General features: G+C 51.4%; 10 protein-coding genes and 1 pseudogene. 6 read left to right on the forward strand and 5 right to left on the reverse strand.

The genetic code is table 11. The annotated features are described in order from the left end of the window. Nucleotides 1–16: 16 nt before the first annotated feature. The 4 genes from H6750_04035 (at nt 17) to H6750_04050 (ending at nt 7,503) form a co-directional block, all read left to right on the forward strand. Nucleotides 17–1,177, forward strand: coding sequence for a hypothetical protein (locus tag H6750_04035; protein ID MCB9773477.1), 1,161 nt, complete (start codon nt 17–19; stop codon nt 1,175–1,177). 652 nt (nt 1,178–1,829) lie between these two features. After that, nucleotides 1,830–3,158: a TolC family protein gene (locus H6750_04040; protein ID MCB9773478.1), complete on the forward strand. Its 1,329-nt coding sequence runs from the start codon at nt 1,830–1,832 to the stop codon at nt 3,156–3,158. Further along, nucleotides 3,155–4,372, forward strand: a complete 1,218-nt coding sequence (locus H6750_04045) for an efflux RND transporter periplasmic adaptor subunit (protein MCB9773479.1) — start codon at nt 3,155–3,157, stop codon at nt 4,370–4,372. Before H6750_04040 ends, H6750_04045 begins: the two co-directional genes overlap by 4 nt. Then, nucleotides 4,369–7,503 carry an efflux RND transporter permease subunit gene (locus H6750_04050; GenBank protein ID MCB9773480.1) on the forward strand — a complete coding sequence of 1,045 codons (3,135 nt, stop codon included), beginning with the start codon at nt 4,369–4,371 and terminating at the stop codon, nt 7,501–7,503. The genes H6750_04045 and H6750_04050 overlap by 4 nt, the downstream gene beginning before the upstream one ends. 362 nt (nt 7,504–7,865) lie before the next feature. On the opposite strand, the gene H6750_04055 is transcribed toward H6750_04050, so the two are convergent. The 4 genes and pseudogenes from H6750_04055 to H6750_04070 form a co-directional block, all read right to left on the reverse strand. Beyond that, entirely contained in the window at nt 7,866–8,444 is a 579-nt protein-coding gene (locus H6750_04055; GenBank protein MCB9773481.1) for an antibiotic biosynthesis monooxygenase, read from the reverse strand. Nucleotides 8,445–8,616: 172 nt separating this feature from the next. Then, nucleotides 8,617–8,880 (reverse strand): nuclear transport factor 2 family protein, encoded by a 264-nt coding sequence (locus H6750_04060; GenBank protein MCB9773482.1) that lies wholly within the window; start codon nt 8,878–8,880, stop codon nt 8,617–8,619. Between the two features lie 66 nt (nt 8,881–8,946). Further along, a pseudogene (locus H6750_04065) lies at nt 8,947–9,647 on the reverse strand (DNA-3-methyladenine glycosylase 2 family protein). A 114-nt stretch (nt 9,648–9,761) separates the two neighbouring features. Further along, entirely contained in the window at nt 9,762–10,034 is a 273-nt protein-coding gene (locus H6750_04070; protein ID MCB9773483.1) for a TMEM165/GDT1 family protein, read from the reverse strand. A gap of 748 nt (nt 10,035–10,782) precedes the next feature. Here H6750_04070 and H6750_04075 point away from each other — a divergent pair. Together H6750_04075 and H6750_04080 are read left to right on the forward strand one after the other, a co-directional pair. Continuing rightward, nucleotides 10,783–11,817, forward strand: coding sequence for an SIR2 family protein (locus H6750_04075; protein ID MCB9773484.1), 1,035 nt, complete (start codon nt 10,783–10,785; stop codon nt 11,815–11,817). Next, nucleotides 11,814–13,604 (forward strand): ATP-binding protein, encoded by a 1,791-nt coding sequence (locus H6750_04080; protein MCB9773485.1) that lies wholly within the window; start codon nt 11,814–11,816, stop codon nt 13,602–13,604. The genes H6750_04075 and H6750_04080 overlap by 4 nt, the downstream gene beginning before the upstream one ends. A 144-nt stretch (nt 13,605–13,748) precedes the next feature. On the opposite strand, the gene H6750_04085 is transcribed toward H6750_04080, so the two are convergent. Further along, entirely contained in the window at nt 13,749–17,450 is a 3,702-nt protein-coding gene (locus tag H6750_04085) for a DEAD/DEAH box helicase (protein ID MCB9773486.1), read from the reverse strand. Between the last annotated feature and the right edge of the window lie 497 nt (nt 17,451–17,947).

Consider the following 17,947-nt stretch of genomic DNA (forward strand, 5'->3'; position numbering starts at 1 on the left):
TTTTTGGTTTTCATCCATTTTCTGGATTCTGCCCGTTCTTTTGACCGGCTGTTTTTCCCCGAAAGCTCTGGAACATGTGGTCATTGCGTATGACCATTCGGTAACCAGATCCCTGGTCGAACAATTGCTCCTCAATATTGCCAGATCCCACCATCATCAACCAGTGCATTTCACAGCCATTTCCAGTATTGCCGCCACCTTTAATTATCAATTTGCCGCCGGGGCAACCCCACCGCTTGGTGGGTTAGATGGCGGATTTGCCTTGGCGCCCGTCTTTGGGGGCAGTATCGCTGAAAACCCCACATTTACCATTAGTCCCATTGAAGGAGAAGATTTTACCCAACGTCTCCTAACCCCTCTCCGGGAAGGAAAATTGACCCTCCTGCTGAGACAAGGGGTCGACATTGATTTACTCCTCCGGCTCATGGCCGGGGAAATCCGTACGACCACCAATAATGAGGAAACCGCTTACTTTAACCGACCGTCGGATAAGACCGGATATCCCAAATTTCGACAAATCGTCCTTCACCTTTCCCGTTTACAGGACAACAATCAGCTCTATATAGAACCCTTGGTATATGACCGGGAATGGATCCTGCCATTATCCTCCTTTTCTGCCGGAGACTTTCAAACCCTGGAAAACAATTACCGCATCATTGTTGATGCGGATAATGAAATCTATACCATCCAAAAACGGTCGATCGGGCACACGGTGATTACGAATTATGACCCCAGCACCATCTCCAATCTGGAGCGATTGACTCTACAAGCCAAGGCGGATCGTTGGCCGCCGAACGATATCCTGGTCGATATCCGACCCGGCAACCCGGGAGGCGAATACCCGATACAAGGGGCCTTTCGGCTCCGGAGTTTTCACGGCATTCTCAATTTTCTGGGTCGATCCATCGCAAGTGAGCCGGAGTATCATGTGGATCCTGATCCAGGAACGGGAAGCGTCTCAGAAAATCCGGTCCGGGTCTTGGACATTATCGAATCCACTATTGAACGCCCTAATACCAAACTTTCCGTCACCCATGAGGGACATTATTATTCCATCGCCGATGAGGAGAAACGATCATGGAATCAGGAGGCATTTCGTCTGCTGTACCAACTATTTCAAATGACCGTCACCGATGCCCCCCGAGGGAATGTCCCCAGTATTACCATCGCAAAATGAAAATTATGCGCATACACGATCCAATCCGCTTATGGGAGTAAAGTCTTTTTATTTCCCTCCAAGAACATTGGGGTGAGACTCCTGAGGTTCCACTTAATCATCTCCGTTTTCAGAGTCGCCCCACGAAAGAGGATGAAGGAGGATTACCCACCCATAGCCACCCTACCAATTATCGCCCCCAACAAGGTGACGACAGACTGTCCATTTCGGGAACAGACTTTCCTAAAGTTTCTTCCCGCGCCCACCAGCAAACCCTTCATTTCAAGGTTAGGCTGTAAAAACAGGTTGTTTACTATGGAGGTTTTCTTCCTTCCCCATCAATGCAAATGCTACTAACCCATGGAATGCCTCTTGCAATGTGCAAATCACGAAGTCCATGTGAGGATCTTCTGCACCGAAGCTATTTCCAAAATAGTAGGGGAGAGGGAAACGTGTGCGGCTTACCTTCGGCAGATTTTCCGACATTAGTAAAATTATCATCTTGCTCTCAAGGGTTCTTGGGCGATATGGTACACTCCCTTTTAACCTGGGGCTTTTTCTTTTACCTCAAGTTCTCAGGTCTCGATATTCGGAAAAGGAAGGTTGCCATTGGGTAGCTTTTGTTCTCCACTCTCCTCCCCTTCATGGTGATCCAGGCGTTCCGGGATTGCCCATGCCAGCCACCAAAATGACGTTGCTCATACGCTTCACCCACGCCCTGGTTTTTACGGCGGTCATGGTTGGGATTCAATTCGAAACCACATGGGCGCAACCGGATTCAATCAAAGCTTCAAAGCAGGCATCAGCGGCAACTCCCACCACAGTGACCTTGAGCCTGGACGATTCCTTATCCTTGTTCCTGGAAAAGAATCTTGATCTCTTGATGACGAAATACGGGATCGATAATGCTAAGGGAATCGCCATCACAGCTAAACTTTTTCCCAACCCGACTTTTTTACTCTATGGAGGAGCCGCATTTACCGGGAAGCAAACCTTTGCCGGCACTCGCTATATTACTCCACAGCTCGAACAGATGTTTTTACTTGCCGGGAAACGGGGCTATCGGATGGAAAGCGCGGGCTATGGCATCCAGGCTTCCGAGGCGACATTCACGGATGCTATTCGTCAACTGACGCTCACCCTGAAAGACACGTATTACCAGGTCCAATTGGCATCCCGGCGTCTTAATCTCGCGAAAGATAATCAGGAGCGGTTTCATCGGATCCTAACAATTGGGGAATTGCGCTTTAAAAAAGGCTTCATTGCCGAAGTGGATCTCATTCGTCTTCGCCTCCAGGCAGTAGACTTCGGCGCACAGGTCATCAAATTTACGCAGGAAGTCCAAACCGCACTCGCTGATCTCCGACTACTCCTGGCCTTCCCTCCCACCACGGACCTGGTGTTAACCTCCGACCTGATTTATAAACGGGTGACACCCGATATGGAAAGACTCCGGACGGAGGCCTTGAACAAACGTCCGGATCTTCAAGCCAGACGGTTCGTCCTTTCCCAGCAACAAGCCAATTTAAAATTAGCTAAATCCCTCAGGATTCCCGATCCCATTGTCGGAGGCGCATTCACCATGCAGGGCCCGCAAGGTGGGAGCAACCAACAATTATATAGCCTCAACCTGGAAGTGCCGCTCCCGGTCTTTGACCGAAATCAGGGAGGCATTGCTCAGGCGGAAATCGCCATTCAAGTCGCGCAAGTCGATCTCCACAAGACGACGCTGGAAGTCCAAAATGAGATTGAAGTGAATTACCGGAATTTAACCCAATCCCAACGCCTGGTTGAGGCCTATCAGGCAGGAGTGCTGGACGATGCCAAAACCACATTCTCCATTCTCGAAAAAGCCTATCAAAAAGGTGGCGTCACGCTCATAGATTTGCTCGATGCCGCCCGCACCTCACAGACCATCCTGCAAAACTATTTGGAAGCCCTCTTTGACTACCAACGAAATCTATTCCTTTTAGAACGAGCCGCCGGCCAGGATATTTTATGACATCCGGACCTCGTGTATACCCATGCCTACTTTTCATGATGATATTGATCGGGATCGCCTGCAGCCAGGAAAGCCCCTCAGAAACCTCCGCAACAACGGAACTGGCCCCTGCGACACCCGACACGACACACCACTCTCTCTCAACACCGGAAACACAAATCGTCACAGCCCTAGTGACCGTTGGACCCTCCCACCCCGTCTTGTCCTTAGCAGGAAAAGTGTCCTATGGGGAGGATCGATATTCAAAAGTCTCTTCAGCCCTGGTCGGTCGGGTACAAAAAATACATGGACAATTGGGAGATTTCGTGAAAGCGGGAGATCTCCTGGTCACCATTGAAAGTCCCGAGATTGCTTCGGCGTATTCGGAATTCATCAAAGAACATTCTGACTTATCCTACGCCCAACGGTCATACGGTCTGGCCAAAGACCTGTATGAGATCAAAGCGCTCCCTCAAAAAGATTTGAAGCAGGCTGAAAACGATTACGTGAAAGCCAAGGCGGAATTCCGGAGAGCCCGGGAAAAGCTCCTGGCCCTTCAAGTTTCCAAGGAGGAACTCGATAAACCCATAGCCGAACAAACGATTACGTCAACCTATCAAATCCGAAGCCCCCTTTCCGGCACCATCGTGGATCGGGCCGTGACTCCGGGACAATCGGTCAGTGGAGATCCCAATCAAGTGCTGTTTACGGTAGCGGATTTAAAGACCGTTCAGGTCATTGCGGACGTCTACGAAAGAGACCTGGGACTTGTAAAAATCAAACAACAAGCGACGGTAACCGTTGAAGCGTATCCCGAGATGGCATTTCCAGCCACCATTTCAGCCATCGGTGATGTCGTGGATCAGACAACCCGGACGATTAAACTCCGGGCGGTCGTGGACAATAGCGATCGCAAACTCAAGCCGGGGATGTTTGCCCGTTTGAATGTCAAACTGAGCGAGAGCCTTCACTATCCTCTTATTCCTCAAGAATCCGTGCTGGAAATTGACGGCAAGATGTATGTCTATGTCGCGGATAGCGACAAGCATTACACGAAACGTCTGATCAAAACCGGTCTCCCCTTCTCCAGCCAGATGCCCGTCCTCCACGGTCTCGAGGCGGGCGAAACGATCGTGGTAAAAGGGGCCGTACTCCTCAAAGGTCAGGACATGAATGTCGAGGATGAGGGATTGTCCTCGGAACACCTTGCCCCCACTTCTCCCCCGAAATCATGATCGGCAGACTTGTCGAGCTATCCCTCGTCCAACGTGCTCTGGTCTGTACATTCGGGATCTTCCTGCTCTTTGGAGGGCTCTATGCCTTTCATATCCTTGACGTGGTCGCCTACCCGGATCCCTCGCCGCCCTTTGTCGAAGTCATTTCTCAAAAAACTGGATGGTCCGCCGAGGAAATGGAGCGAATCATCACCATTCCCATTGAAACGGCTCTTCAGGGCATTCCCGGCCTAACCAATGTGCGTTCCCTGTCTCTTTTTGGTTTAAGCGAACTCAAGGTCTATTTTGAATTTGGCACCAATTGGTATGCCGTCCGCCAGGAAGTACTGAATCGGCTCCACACCGTTGATCTGCCCGATGGCGTCAAACCGGAACTCTCTCCCTGGTGGGCCATCGCAGAAATTTATCGATATGAATTAGTGGGAGACGGCTATTCTCTCACCGACCTCAAAACCATCCAGGACTGGCAGGTCCGACGTGAATTTAAACAGGTACCGGGCATCATTGATGTGACGGCGTTTGGAGGGACCACAAAAGAATATCACGTGGACCTGGATCCCGGCGCCCTGCTCACCTATGGAGTCACTCTTGCTCAGATCAAAGCAGCCCTCGCCAATAGCAATGCCAACGTCGGTGGTAGTTATTTGGCCTTAGGACCCCAAAGTTACAATGTCAGAGGAGTGGGATTTATCGACAGTTTGGATGACATAGCCAAGGTCGTCGTAGCGGTCAAGGACGGCACTCCCATCTTTATTGAAAATCTGGGAAAAGTATCGATTGGCAATGCGATTCGTTTGGGACAAGTCGGCATCAACGAGGTGGAGGACACACTGGAAGGGGTGATTCTTCTGCAACGGGACACCCAGGCTCTGCCCACCCTGGCACGCGTCAATCAAAAGGTCCAGGACTTAAACCAAAAAAAACTTCCCGCAGGGGTCCACATCAAAACCATTTATGATCGGACTACCATGATCAACACCGTCATTGAGACGGTCGTGCACATATTAATCAACGGCATGGTATTGGTGCTCATCGTTCTCCTCTTTTTCTTGGGGCATTTCCGCACCGCCCTGATCGTCGCCTGTACGATTCCCCTGGCTCTGCTGTTCACCTTTTCCGCCATGGTCATCATGGGACAATCCGCGAATCTCATTTCTCTGGGTGCCATTGATTTCGGGATTATCGTCGATGCCCCCCTGGTCATGGTCGAAAGCATTTTCTTTTACCTGTGCCACCATGCCAAACCCGGGGTCACCCCTCCTCAGCTCATTGCGAGGGCCGCCCGGCATGTGGGACGACCAATCTTATTTTCGACCGTGATTATCGTGGTGGCATTCATTCCCCTTTTCACCATGACGGGGGTCCCTGGAAAAATTTTTGCGCCCATGTCCATTACTTATGGTCTGGCCCTGGCTGGTTCCCTGCTGCTGGCCTGCACCCTCGCCCCGGCCATGTGTTCCTTCCTGCTCAATGGACCCATGCGCGAACAGGAACCCAAACTGGTTTCCATGCTCAGGCAAACCTATCTGGCCGCTCTTCGCTGGGGACTTCATCACCAGAAACAGGTGCTAGGCGCGGTGGGGATGCTATTGGCCGTGACCGTTTTAGCACTCAACTTCATGGGTGGAGAGTTCATGCCGGCGTTAGAGGAAGGGAACCTCTGGGTGCGGATTCGCATGCCAATCGATATCCGGTTTGAAGATGCCTCGGCCTTGGCCAGCCGCATGCGGAAAATGTTTATGGAATCCCCCGAAGTGGCCACTGCGGTCTCACAGCTCGGACGCCCGGATGATGGAACAGACCCCGAAAGTTTTTTTAATGTGGAATATTACGTCAATCTCAAACCCCGTGCTGAATGGCGCCCCGGTCTGACTAAAGAAGGTCTCATCGAAGAAATTGAGGGACGCCTTGAAACGATCCCCGGTCTCAAAGTCAACTTCTCCCAACTCATCCAGGACAGTGTGGAAGAAGCCATGTCGGGCGTAAAGAGCGAAAACTCCATTAAGCTCTATGGGCACAACCTCACAGAACTCCAATCCCTTGCGGAAAAAGTAGAAGGTGAACTCAAAAACATCCGGGGAGTGAAGGAACTCAGCATCAACCGGACCATGGGACAACCCAACCTGCTGATTCAAGTTGACCGGCAAGCCTGTGCCCGTTACGGCATACAAGTCGGCGATGTCAATGCCATGGTTCAGGCCGCCATCGGCGGGGAAGCCGTCACGGAAGTGATCGAAGGAGACCGGCGATTTGAATTGGTGGTTCGGTTTCTTCCCCAATATCGACAAGACGAAACCACGATTGGGCAGATCCAGGTCAGTTCTCCCGAAGGGGTCGGCATTCCCCTAAAACAATTGGCTACGATCGTCCGGCAAACCGGCGCCTTTATGATTTATCGAGAAAATCACGAGCGATACATCCCTATTATGTTCAGTATCCGTGACCGGGATCTGGTGAGTACGATTCAAGAAGCCCAACGACACCTCCAAGACCGGATCACACTCCCGGAAGGCTATCATCTCGAATGGGCGGGGCAATATGACCAATTGGTCAAAGAACAACAACGCCTGATGATTGTCGTACCCCTGACCATGGTCCTGATTCTCTTTTTGCTATACCTCACGTTCGGCTCATTCCGTTACGCCTTCATCGTACTCGCCACGGTTCCCTTTGCCATGATCGGAGGGGTCCTTTCTCTCGTCCTAACTCATACCCCCTTTAGCATTTCGGCCGCCGTAGGATTCATTTCCACATTGGGGATCGCCATCCTTGGCGGCGTCTTAATCGTCTCAAGTATCAGGGAGTTGGAACAAAACGGCATCCCCCTCAAGGAGGCTATCCTTTCAGGAGCGGAGCTGCAGATGCGACCGGTGCTAATGGCCACTCTGGGAGCCGCGCTGGGCTTAGTTCCTGCCGCGCTCGCAAGTGGCATCGGTTCCGAGGCTCAAAAGCCCTTGGCCCGCGTGGTTGTGGGCGGCATGTTGACCGCCACCTTCCTCATTTTATTTGTTGTTCCCATCCTGTACCAATTGACCAGTCAGTACTCTAAGAGACGGTCCCGACCTCAACCCGATTCCAAAGAACAGGAACACATCAACCAGAACACTACTCATAGCAGTGAACATCCGTAACCATTCGCACGGCCTGCTTTCCAACAGCTATCCGATTTACCAAATTCTCGGAAAAAATTTGGGCTTTCCTTTTCTCAGGGGACTCTTTGGAAAATTTTCTGGAAACTAGCGGTTCGGTTCGCTCATGAAGGGCACCGATAATTCTCTTGTGAATTCAGTGTGCCTCCTGATTTCAAGCTGAAGGAATATCCAGCTACCTACCTATGTATTATTGGATTGCTTATGAACCTACCGATTTGGTCCACCAACAGCAAATATCTCTGGGCATCTGAAGTCATCCATCGGATTCTTCACCACACCAAGTTGGGGGCAGATTCGTGTACGCGGCTGGAGCGATTTTCGAGGCGAATGCTTCTCAAAAATCAGGTAAACAACCAGCGTTGGATCAGCTTGGTGTAATGCGGCATCACGAGATAGACCATGACCCCCACCACCGAACCGGTGCTAAGCAGCAAGTCCAGATAATGATTGTGAGGTACGCCCAGTTGCCGCAGCCCCCATGCAACAACCATGGGAATGACGAGCACCAACGGAAAGATGGCGGACCATGTCACGAGAAATTGCTTCCAACGGACAGGTACCTTCGCCCTCGCGCCTTCGGGCGTGAACCAGAAATCCAAACCACTGCGTATGAAAAAATCATCATCTTGAGCAAGGAGCGGTCGCACCTGTTCGATGAGTCGCTTCCTATCTTGTGAACTCATCCATCCCTGGAGGTGTTCCCTGGTATCAAACCGGATGATGACCGTATAGGTTGCCGTGAGTCCGGGAATCGGACGGATAATCTGCAAATCCAGGTGGCCCGGGTAACTTCTGCATAGCGGGCCGATTTCGTTCAACCAGGCCTCATAGCCCTCTTGTTGACCGTCCCGCACACGATGCGTAATCACAGCGGTGGCGCCCCGTCCTAACGTGCTCGAAGAGGGATGGTCATGATTCACAGTGTCGAAACCTCATATTGTTAAAAAAATACGGACGCATAACACCTGTACCTTGGGCATGGTGCACGGCAAAACGTTTCATACAACGATATGCGAAAGGACAGGATTCTGATATTCATAGCCGGTCAGGAAGGGGCAAGTTGTATAGTCGCAGAAATGACAGTTTCTCCCACTACCCGCGTTGGAAGACAATCTTATCATCCAGCACCCTGAGAAAACCCTTGGGACCCCCTCGATGCTGAATATAGGGCCTTCCTGCCGCACTCGCTGTGGCAAACTCCTCCGCGAACATCCTGTGAATGGCCGCTCGACCCACAACGGGCTCATTCGCCACCTGATGATTCACCGCGTCTTCAGTGTAAAAGCCGGCCAGTGCCTCCGCATCCACACGATTGAATGCCTCTACCCATGATCGAAATAAGTCCCCTGGCTTCATATTCGCTCGCACTCCTGGATAAAGTCGCCCCGCGCTACGGCGTCGGCGTGAATGAATCGTTATGCACTAGCCCAACACACGCATCCCATTGTTATCCGGCACGCACTGACCTCGCGCAGCAAGATAATGCGCCCACAAGATTCGCGCGGCAACCGAGCGCCAGGGAGCCCAGTCGCTGGCCAGGAGCTGCTGCTCATCTCTCGTCGGGAGAACCCTCAGGTGTTTCACTTCACGGAGCGCGACGGCCAGCGCCAAATCCCCTTGAGGCCAGACATCGGGACGTCGCAGCGCCATAAGGTAATAGATATCCACGCTCCATGGCCCGAGCCCTGGAACCGCCAATAAGATCTGACGTCCCCGATCATCCGGACTCCGGCAACAGCGGTAAGATCGAGACTTCCATCAAGCATTCGCGCCGCCAAACCATAACAATAGAAGGCTTTCTGTCTCGTCAGCCAGAAATCCCTCAACCCGTTGACCTGGATGGCATAGACTGCTTTCGGAGTCATCGCACCCAGATGGCTGGAGAGCCGCTGATACAATGTGCGGGCGGCGGCCAGCGATACCTGCTGCTCGAGGATAATCTGAATGAGGGTAGGAAATCCCGGTTCCCTTCCCCACATCGGAGGCACCCCCAGTCGATCCAAGACAGCGCATAGATCAGGATCCACCTCAGCCAATTGCCGTGCACCTCGGCGAAGAGAGGACGCCGTCAGCGGGGGTGTACTGGCAGGCAATGGTATTTGGATCAACGAACCTAATTTCATAACAGTTGTCCAGATAACGCTTGAGCTAAGCGAGAGGCAAAGGCAGCAAAAAGCAGAGCGAAGAAGGAACGGCGTTACTTCTGTCCCAGTGCATTTGCCTTGTTAGGCATGATTTTATGTTTTGATGAGTGTCCAAAATCCAATGGTTATAAACCCAATACCTGCAATGTACTGTAGATGCTTTTCGCTTATGTATTCAGAAATGGCACTCCCTGCAAGTACACCAATGCCTGATGCAATAATTAATGCTAAAGAAGCACCAATGAACACGGTGAGCTTACTTACTTCTGTGTCAGCTGCAAACAACATTGTTGCCAATTGCGTCTTATCGCCAAGCTCCGCAAGAAAAACAGCCAAAAAAACGGTGAATAAAACTTTGTATTCCAATTTCGTTCTCCTCTTTTTTCTTGCCTAACCATGTACTATCTAGTTTCGTACAAGTCCGCCGGTCTGATCCAACTGCAGTCGTATTTCTATGGCATTTGAAACTACCTCTCAAGTCCTGCGCAACTCCAAAATCCTCTATCGCATGCGCTGGAATAATCGGGATGGTTTTTGGGGGGATCATACATAATCACTGGCTCCCTCGTCGAAGAAATTGGGAATGAAAAGATTGATGGCCAATTCTCCAACTCTCGTATCAACATGATGTTCTGTGGTGCCGGGTTTCGCCCCGGCAGACGAGGACCTTTTGTTTCGGCAAAAGGCCCCAAAACCAATGACGCCCCGTCTGGCCTCATTAAAGAGAAGGGACGCCATCTTACAGAGGGCGGACCAACTCGCAAGGCTCGAACAAGGCCCGCCAGCCGATGAGAGCGTCCCTCCCTTTGGCCAGACGGCAGGCGTCGACCATAAGAGACGAACCTTTCGGGATCTCTCTTGAAAGACCTTCAAATTTCGCCTCAAGGATTCCCTCAATTCTTCATGACCAAGAGGACGGGTCAAAGGACCCAGTCAAAGACATCCAATAAGTTGACATATTTATTCAGTTGACTAAGAATCCCCACGCGCCCATTCCAGAGCGTTTGGACGGGCCCGCTACTTCTTTGGAATCCGATATCCTGACTGGCCTCGTCAATGCTTGGAAGGTGGAAGTCGGCAAATAGTAAGTAATGAGCCGGACTTGACATTGAGTATGAAGATGGATTTTGACGCACTATTGAAATTTGTCCAAGAGCAATTCACCGATGGTCTCGTATTGGTAATTGGGTCCGGCCTGTCCGAAGCTGAAGAGATTCCGGGAATGAAGGCGCTTGCAACATATCTCAGGAATGAAGCAGGCGTACTGAAAGAACCCGAAAAGACATTGTGGGACCGGATCATGACTAGGCTGGATGCCGGTGAAGGATTGGAAACGGCACTGCTCAAACAACCGCCATCCGATGCACTTGAAGTTTGGATCGCACAAAAAACCTGCGAACTGCTGATGCCGGAGGAACGCAAAGTCATGAGCGCGGTGCTTCGAGGGGAGCGCACACTTCGCCTGACAACATTCCTAGACAAAGTATTGAAACCTCCGACTGGATTGCCAATTCTGACTCCCAACTACGACCGACTGATTGAGGTTGCCTGCGAAATGGCAGGATTTCATGTGGACACCACCGCTGTCGGACAATATGCAGGCGCTTTCGACCATGCTCGAAGTTGCATGGGATCATGCCGGGGCATCACATCGCGCACTAAGATTACCGTTCTCGACCACTTTCCGCGTGCGATTGTTCTAAAACCGCATGGAAGCTTTGACTGGTACCAATTCGGCAATGACGCGCGGCGTTGCAGTTTGGATCTGGACGCGGAACGGCTCATCATCACGCCTGGCCTCAATAAGTACCGAGCGGGCTATAACTCGCCCTTCGACAAGCACCGCGAATTGGCCAACGACTACATCAAAAAATGCACTCGTCTGCTGGTGGTTGGGTATGGGTTCAATGACGATCACCTGCAAACACACCTTATGAAACAAATTCAAGATGGCACGCCCACATTGATTTTAAACCGATCGATGAGCCCGAAGGTCGAGAAGCTGGCGAAGGAATCGCCCCGCTGTATTTGCCTCTCGAAGCCGCCCGAATCGGCTGGAGTCGTAATACTAACAAACGGACACCAATTCGAGCACCTCAGTCATGATTTGTGGGATCTTGGCGTTCTGGCGAAGGAGTTATTGACATGAGTGACGAACCCATACTGACGTTCGAGGCGTCGAGCAAACTCGGCAAGGTCGCCTCCGTGGACACGAGCCGTGTACTCATCGCGGTAGAAAACGCTGCACTCTTACCACGTGCTTCTGTCGGAAGCCTCGTCGCAATTCAGGGGTCGACTGCACAGGAGTTTCTGATTGGCATGACGGAGCGTGTGACCCGCCAACTACAGGAGCAGACATCGCAACCTGATCCTATGGCACCTACGATGCTCGCAGTGGAAGTCATACCTGACGACGCGCTCCGAGTCATCTTGCTCGGCACCTACCGCACTATTGAGGGCACCGTTCACAATCGGTTCAAGCGTGGCGCTGATTCGTTCCCGCAAATCGATCGCGATTGTTTTCTCATTGAAGGCCCGAACCTTCAGCGATTCATGGGATTAATGGGCAAGAAATTGGATGAGAAGCAACGACTCGAACTCGGACACTTCGTCATCGACCGTTCAGCTGTCGCGATTGCTAACGGCGATCGTTTCTTCCAGAGGCATGCGGCAATCCTCGGGAGTACCGGTTCGGGTAAGAGTTGCGCGGTGTCGTTGATTTTGGAGCGTGCTCACGCCAGAAAGCACGCGAATATCGTCGTGTTCGACATGCACGGAGAATACGCCTCGCTGGCAGACCCGTCCGCCCAGGAGGATGGCAAAGTGCCAATGCCTATTGCGGCCTCGTTCAAGATCGCAGGTCCCGGCGACCTCGTCAAGGCACCGGAAAACGCACTTTTCCTGCCCTACTGGCTCCTGAATCGAGAAGAGATGCTCTCGATGATATTAGACCGCAGCGACCAAAACGCACCAAATCAGGCATCCAGATTTACATTGCACGTACGAGAGTTAAAAGAAAAGACGCTCATCGCAGAGAAGAAGCAGGACGTGAAGGCAACCTTCACAGTCGATTCGCCGATTCCGTATAATTTGTTGGATCTACTTGTGAAGCTCAAACACGATGATAAGACGAAGGGTATAGGAGCAAACAATAAGGAGGTAAAGGGTGAATGGGAAGGACGGCTTACACGCTTTCTCTCTCGCCTAGAAGCAAAGGCGGAAGATCGTAGGTACGGTTTCATGTTCAAGCCACCCGGCTCTGCCCTCAAGTATGACTGGCTTGCTCAGCAAATCGCAAAGCTACTTGCTGCTGGCGAGGGCAAGCACGGCATAAAAGTAGTGGACTTCTCCGAGGTTCCATCGGACGTGCTCCCCGTCGTTACAGGTGTATTTGCACGATTGCTGTATGATGTCCAATTTTGGATGCAGCCTGAAAAACGAACACCCTTTGTATTCGTGTGCGATGAAGCTCATCTTTACTTACCGGTCCGTGAAGACGCTGATGCAATTGAAAAGCAGGCCCTCTACTCGTTCGAACGCATAGCTAAAGAAGGCCGAAAATACGGAGTATCTCTCCTTGTGGTTAGCCAGCGCCCCTCAGACGTGAGCCGAACCATTCTCAGTCAGTGTAACAATTTCCTCATCCTACGTTTGACCAACGATCAGGACCAAAATGTCGTACGTCGCCTCATGCCTGATTCGCTGGCGGGTGTCCTCGATGGTTTGCCGCTGCTCGACACCGGCGAAGCCTTGTTACTGGGCGACGCGATCCTTCTCCCGGCAAGAATCAAGTTAAAATTTCCCGCCATAGAGCCGCTGAGCCAGACCAGAAACTTCTGGCAGGAATGGGGAGAAAAGGCTCCGGACTCAGCCGCTATTGCTACAGCAGTCGAAACGCTACGGCAGCAATCGCGCACTTCAGAGAAAATTCCTTGAAGCGCGACCTTGTCGCTGGCAGTGCTGCTAATCGCCAGACATGTTTCGCGTCACGGGTACCATTCAGATTTATATCAAAGGCGGCCCCATCCACATACCCCAAAATTTTTCACCATTTTCTGTCCCCTAGGACTGTTTCAGTATTTAACGTTTCATCTCAATCCATCCCTCAGAAGTACGTCGCCCCTGAGTCACCCGACCAACAACAGAATTGTCACCGATAGAGTATACTAAAGCAGCTTGTCGCAACCGAAATCCAAGCAGAGTCCGGACTTCCACGGAAACTGCGAGATTCCGCCTGTCCGGCGAAATAATCGCAGCCTCTACTCGGCACTGTCCCTTTCCAAGCGTCGTGGCGACATGGGTCGACACGGCGTTCCATAGTTGTGGCTCGTCGATGGTTCTTCTGGTACCATTAATCAGATCAAAAAGCGGCTGGAGGCAGGGATTGCTGTCCGCCGTTGCATATTCCAAGTGGATCGGAAGACCGGTGAGTCTACAGACGCGAAGATCGTCTGGATGAAATTTCAGACCGCTCCAAAGACATTGTTTAGCCTCGATTGGGGCACAGAATTTTCCCGTTATCGATCGCACAGCAACCTCTTCTAGAATTTGCGCTTCAGATAAGCTACTTTTAACGAACAATCTTTTTAACGCTCGCTTTCCGGTTGCAGCACAACGCTCAAGCTCCATAGGCAGGACGCGACACTTCGTAATCGCGCATTGTTCCAGAATCCCCGGTCTGACGTATTTTCCCGTTACTCCGCATTGTTCGGCCTCTGACCGCAAGAGAGGCTGTCTCGTATCGTAACAGGTCACGAATTCTGACTTGTGCCCCATTTTACCAGAGACCGCCGAGCGCAACTGTTCACTCGCGATATATCGCTTACCAGACACCTCACTAGTGGCAAGTTCGGCAATAAGAGCATCCGCCTCAGTAAATTCGCACTGACCAAAATAATCAGGCTCTGCCCTCTTCCCGCTTACAGACGAAGTTTTCAGGAAGGCGGTTGCAACCATACGTCCACTCACTGCTGATATCTCAGCCTCGTCCGTGAGAATGCGCTTGCCACTCAGGCTGCATAAAACGGTATGCTCTGGTAGCGCGAGCCTTGCGCTTATCTCTGATCGAACGAGGAAGTGCTGCAACACCCAATCCCCCGTAATTTGACATTGCCTGAGGCATGTTTTAGGAACAGTTCTTTTTGATCGAGCGCAGAGACTAAATTCTGGAGCATCCACCAACTCTCCCGAATGCGGTATGACACTTAAGATGCTGGAATACTCGAATTCAGTATCAAAACTGTAGTGCGCCTTCATTTTTAGCTGTCGGTATAGCTTTCCGTCGAGCGCGACCAGCGTCATTTCAAGGCGGGGCGTGAACTCATCCCCCAATTTCTTTTTTTTTCGTTCATCTCCGCCAGCAAATTGCATCTCCTGCGCCCGTCTTTCCAGGTAGAAGCGAGAGAATTCGGAGATAGCACCATCCAATTGGGCAGCGTCTGCCAGCCTGTTAATATTTATTCCAAGAGTGACAGGATTCTCAATTGTGTATGGCAAGGGTCCCAACCCTTTTCCAATTACCTCCGAATGGTGCTCAACTGGTGAACAGGAAACCTCAAGAAGGCGTTCATAGCTGTCATGCGCAACCGTAGCGCGTACCCTGACTACCGCCTTTCCTTGGAAACAACGGAGCACCTCTTCAACCTCTACTCTCTTAGGTGCCCCATCGAATGTCGTTACCCATCGGCGTATTAGTTCCTCGCTTTTTTCGGCGGGGTTCTGGTCTAGGTCTTCGACATCATAAATACCAGTCGCAATAACCCGAGCAACTAATCGGAGGAAGGCGGTAGTACCCGGAGCATATAACGTACTCCTTACGCTAACATCGACATTTTCCTCAAAACGTATGTGTTCGCGTCCCCCGTTTTCTTCCGCTAGATATAGGTCGTGCTGTTGCGGGGTGACGCGCACACCCAAACTTTTAAAAGCCGCCAAAGTAAAATCGTCTGGCTGCATGGATCGCACGACGCCTGGCAGAATGGGGGCGCGAGGTCCGACATATTCAGCTCCATCCATTCCGCCGAGCATTGAATTGATGGTCGCTTCTTCGCGCTCCAACTCATTCTTTGCATTGGCAATACTTTCCTCCGCCAGGAGCGTTGCTGTCTCCACGTCCTTTCCCGCGAGCGCCGCGATGACGAGCTGACGTATTTTTTCATCAAAGCCGGTTCTCCCATTTTCATCCTCTCCACTGATTCCTGATGCTTCGAGCAGTGCTTCAATATCGCCGATGGCGTGGGACGCCATCTGAAGCTTTTCCATCAGGCGTCCTACAATGTACTCCTCAAAGGTGCCGCGCAGCATGATATTGAAAACACCGACCTTTGCATGTTCAGACGCTAACCGTTGTACACGCCCGATACGCTGCTCGACGATCATTGGGTTCCAGGGCAGGTCGTAGTTGACCAGAACATTGGCAACTTGGAGGTTGATACCCTCGGAACCAGCTTCGGTAGACGCGATGACGTGACAATCAGGCGGGTTCTTTCGGAAGCGCCCAATGGTCTCCTGATTTCGCGGACCGGACATGCCGTTGATGATTCCAACCTTAAGTCCATGTTTTTCCAGAAAGGCCTGTATGGTGGTCTGGGTTTCCAGTCTTCCTGTAAACACGACTAGCCTCCAGCGTTCAGGATTTTCTCGTTTTAATCTGTCGATCAGCCCGCCGAGCCCATGAAGCTTGGCGCTGCTAGGCATTCGGGTGACGATGGCTCGAACTGACGCCACAAGCTCGACAGGAACTGTGCCCTTCCTCTCCATGTTGTTCAACTGCGCCATCAAGGCATCCGGGCTACTGGTCAAAGCTTGCAGTATCGAGATCTGCACTAAACGATTCAGACTCTGAATTGGCTTGGCGATAGCTTTGATCAACTGCAGCTCTGCCATCGTCGGTTCGACCTTGTGCATCTGCACGACCCGTTCGGGAAAATAGAGCCTAGCATCGCCGCGTCTTACTCTCGACATATAGCCATAGACGATTGAACGAAATTCGTCACGCGCTTCTTGTTTCAACTGACGTGCCTGTTCTCGGTTGTCAGCGATGAACTTTCGAGCAAACGTTCCCTCGCTTCCAAAAGGATTTTGGTGACCACGAGCGACGGTCAGCAAGTCAACCAGCGAATATAGATCCCACAGGCGGTTCTGAATTGGCGTCGCAGTCAGCATGAGCACAAAGCGGAATCGACGCTCCTCCAATGCCTTTCGGAAACGCTGAGCTACCTGAGGTGGATTTTCAACGCCATAAAGGTTTCGCAATTTGTGCGCCTCATCCAGCACTAGCATCTGGAACCGATCCTGCGGGATTGAATCGAGATGTAATCGCGCCGATTGATAGGTCGTTATGATAGCACCGATTTCCTGGGGATCAGCCTCGACCAGGTTTCTTCCGATCGCAATCTCTGACGGGATATCGAACTTCGCAAGCAGCTCTTCCTTCCACTGCGGACCAAGCAGCTTGGGGCAAACGATGAGAATTTTTGAAAGACGCGAGCGAGAGATCAGCTCACTGATAATTAATCCGGCGCTGATCGTTTTGCCGAGACCGACATCATCGGCTAGCAGCGTAACCGGCAGACGGCGGCAGAAGGTGATAAGATTTGTGACTTGATGATGGTAGGGCTCCAGCCGATCATGCCACCGGTACTCAGACTTTAGATCCTCCCGCTTCTCAATAACTATGGGGTCTGTCAAGTCCCATTCAAGGCCAGCCCGATATACCCGATACTCCTCTGGCGAGGTCTTGCGGCGAAGTATTTTAGTTTGAAAATTGGAAGAAGACACCATGATACCTGCTCAAAGATACAAACCTGCCCCTTTATTAAACGAAAAGTGGAACTAGCACTATTTCTTGCACTTCTTAACGGCCTCAAATCCTACCACCCCTCCCCAATAAAGTCATACATAAGTCAATGGAAGCGGTCGTGTGCGAATCGTTTTATTTCTTGCGGATACAGGGAGCGCTAAGAAAGGGAGAAGTAGTTGCCTGTAATTCCCAGGGGGTTGAGTTAAACATCGCGAGATAATCCGAAGAGGAGCGCATAGCTTAGCAAGTTCTAATGGAGCAAACTTCCCCACCGAATGTTGCGGTTGTCTCCAATAAATACGACAAAAAAGTCGCATTCAGAGTCTGCTGAGATTTCCTGAATGATCGCATCAAGGAGTTGTCGGTAATAGACATTCAAATTCTAGTCGGCATGAGTACTCTACTTCCTTTTTCCCTGACGCCTTCTGACTGGCCCAGGGCAGACGCTCTCATCAGCCGGCGGGAGCTGTTTGAGCCC

Source organism: Nitrospiraceae bacterium (assembly GCA_020632595.1).
Classification (GTDB): Bacteria; Nitrospirota; Nitrospiria; order Nitrospirales; family UBA8639; genus Nitrospira_E.

Excerpts from the sequence above, each read along its gene's own strand:
- H6750_04085 (MCB9773486.1), bottom strand. The coding sequence starts at position 17,450 with ATGGTGTCTTCTTCCAATTTTCAAACTAAAATACTTCGCCGCAAGACC.
- H6750_04080 (MCB9773485.1), top strand. The coding sequence starts at position 11,814 with ATGAGTGACGAACCCATACTGACGTTCGAGGCGTCGAGCAAACTCGGC.
- H6750_04040 (MCB9773478.1), top strand. The coding sequence starts at position 1,830 with ATGCCAGCCACCAAAATGACGTTGCTCATACGCTTCACCCACGCCCTG.
- H6750_04050 (MCB9773480.1), top strand. The coding sequence starts at position 4,369 with ATGATCGGCAGACTTGTCGAGCTATCCCTCGTCCAACGTGCTCTGGTC.
- H6750_04045 (MCB9773479.1), top strand. The coding sequence starts at position 3,155 with ATGACATCCGGACCTCGTGTATACCCATGCCTACTTTTCATGATGATA.
- H6750_04060 (MCB9773482.1), bottom strand. The coding sequence starts at position 8,880 with ATGAAGCCAGGGGACTTATTTCGATCATGGGTAGAGGCATTCAATCGT.
- H6750_04075 (MCB9773484.1), top strand. The coding sequence starts at position 10,783 with ATGAAGATGGATTTTGACGCACTATTGAAATTTGTCCAAGAGCAATTC.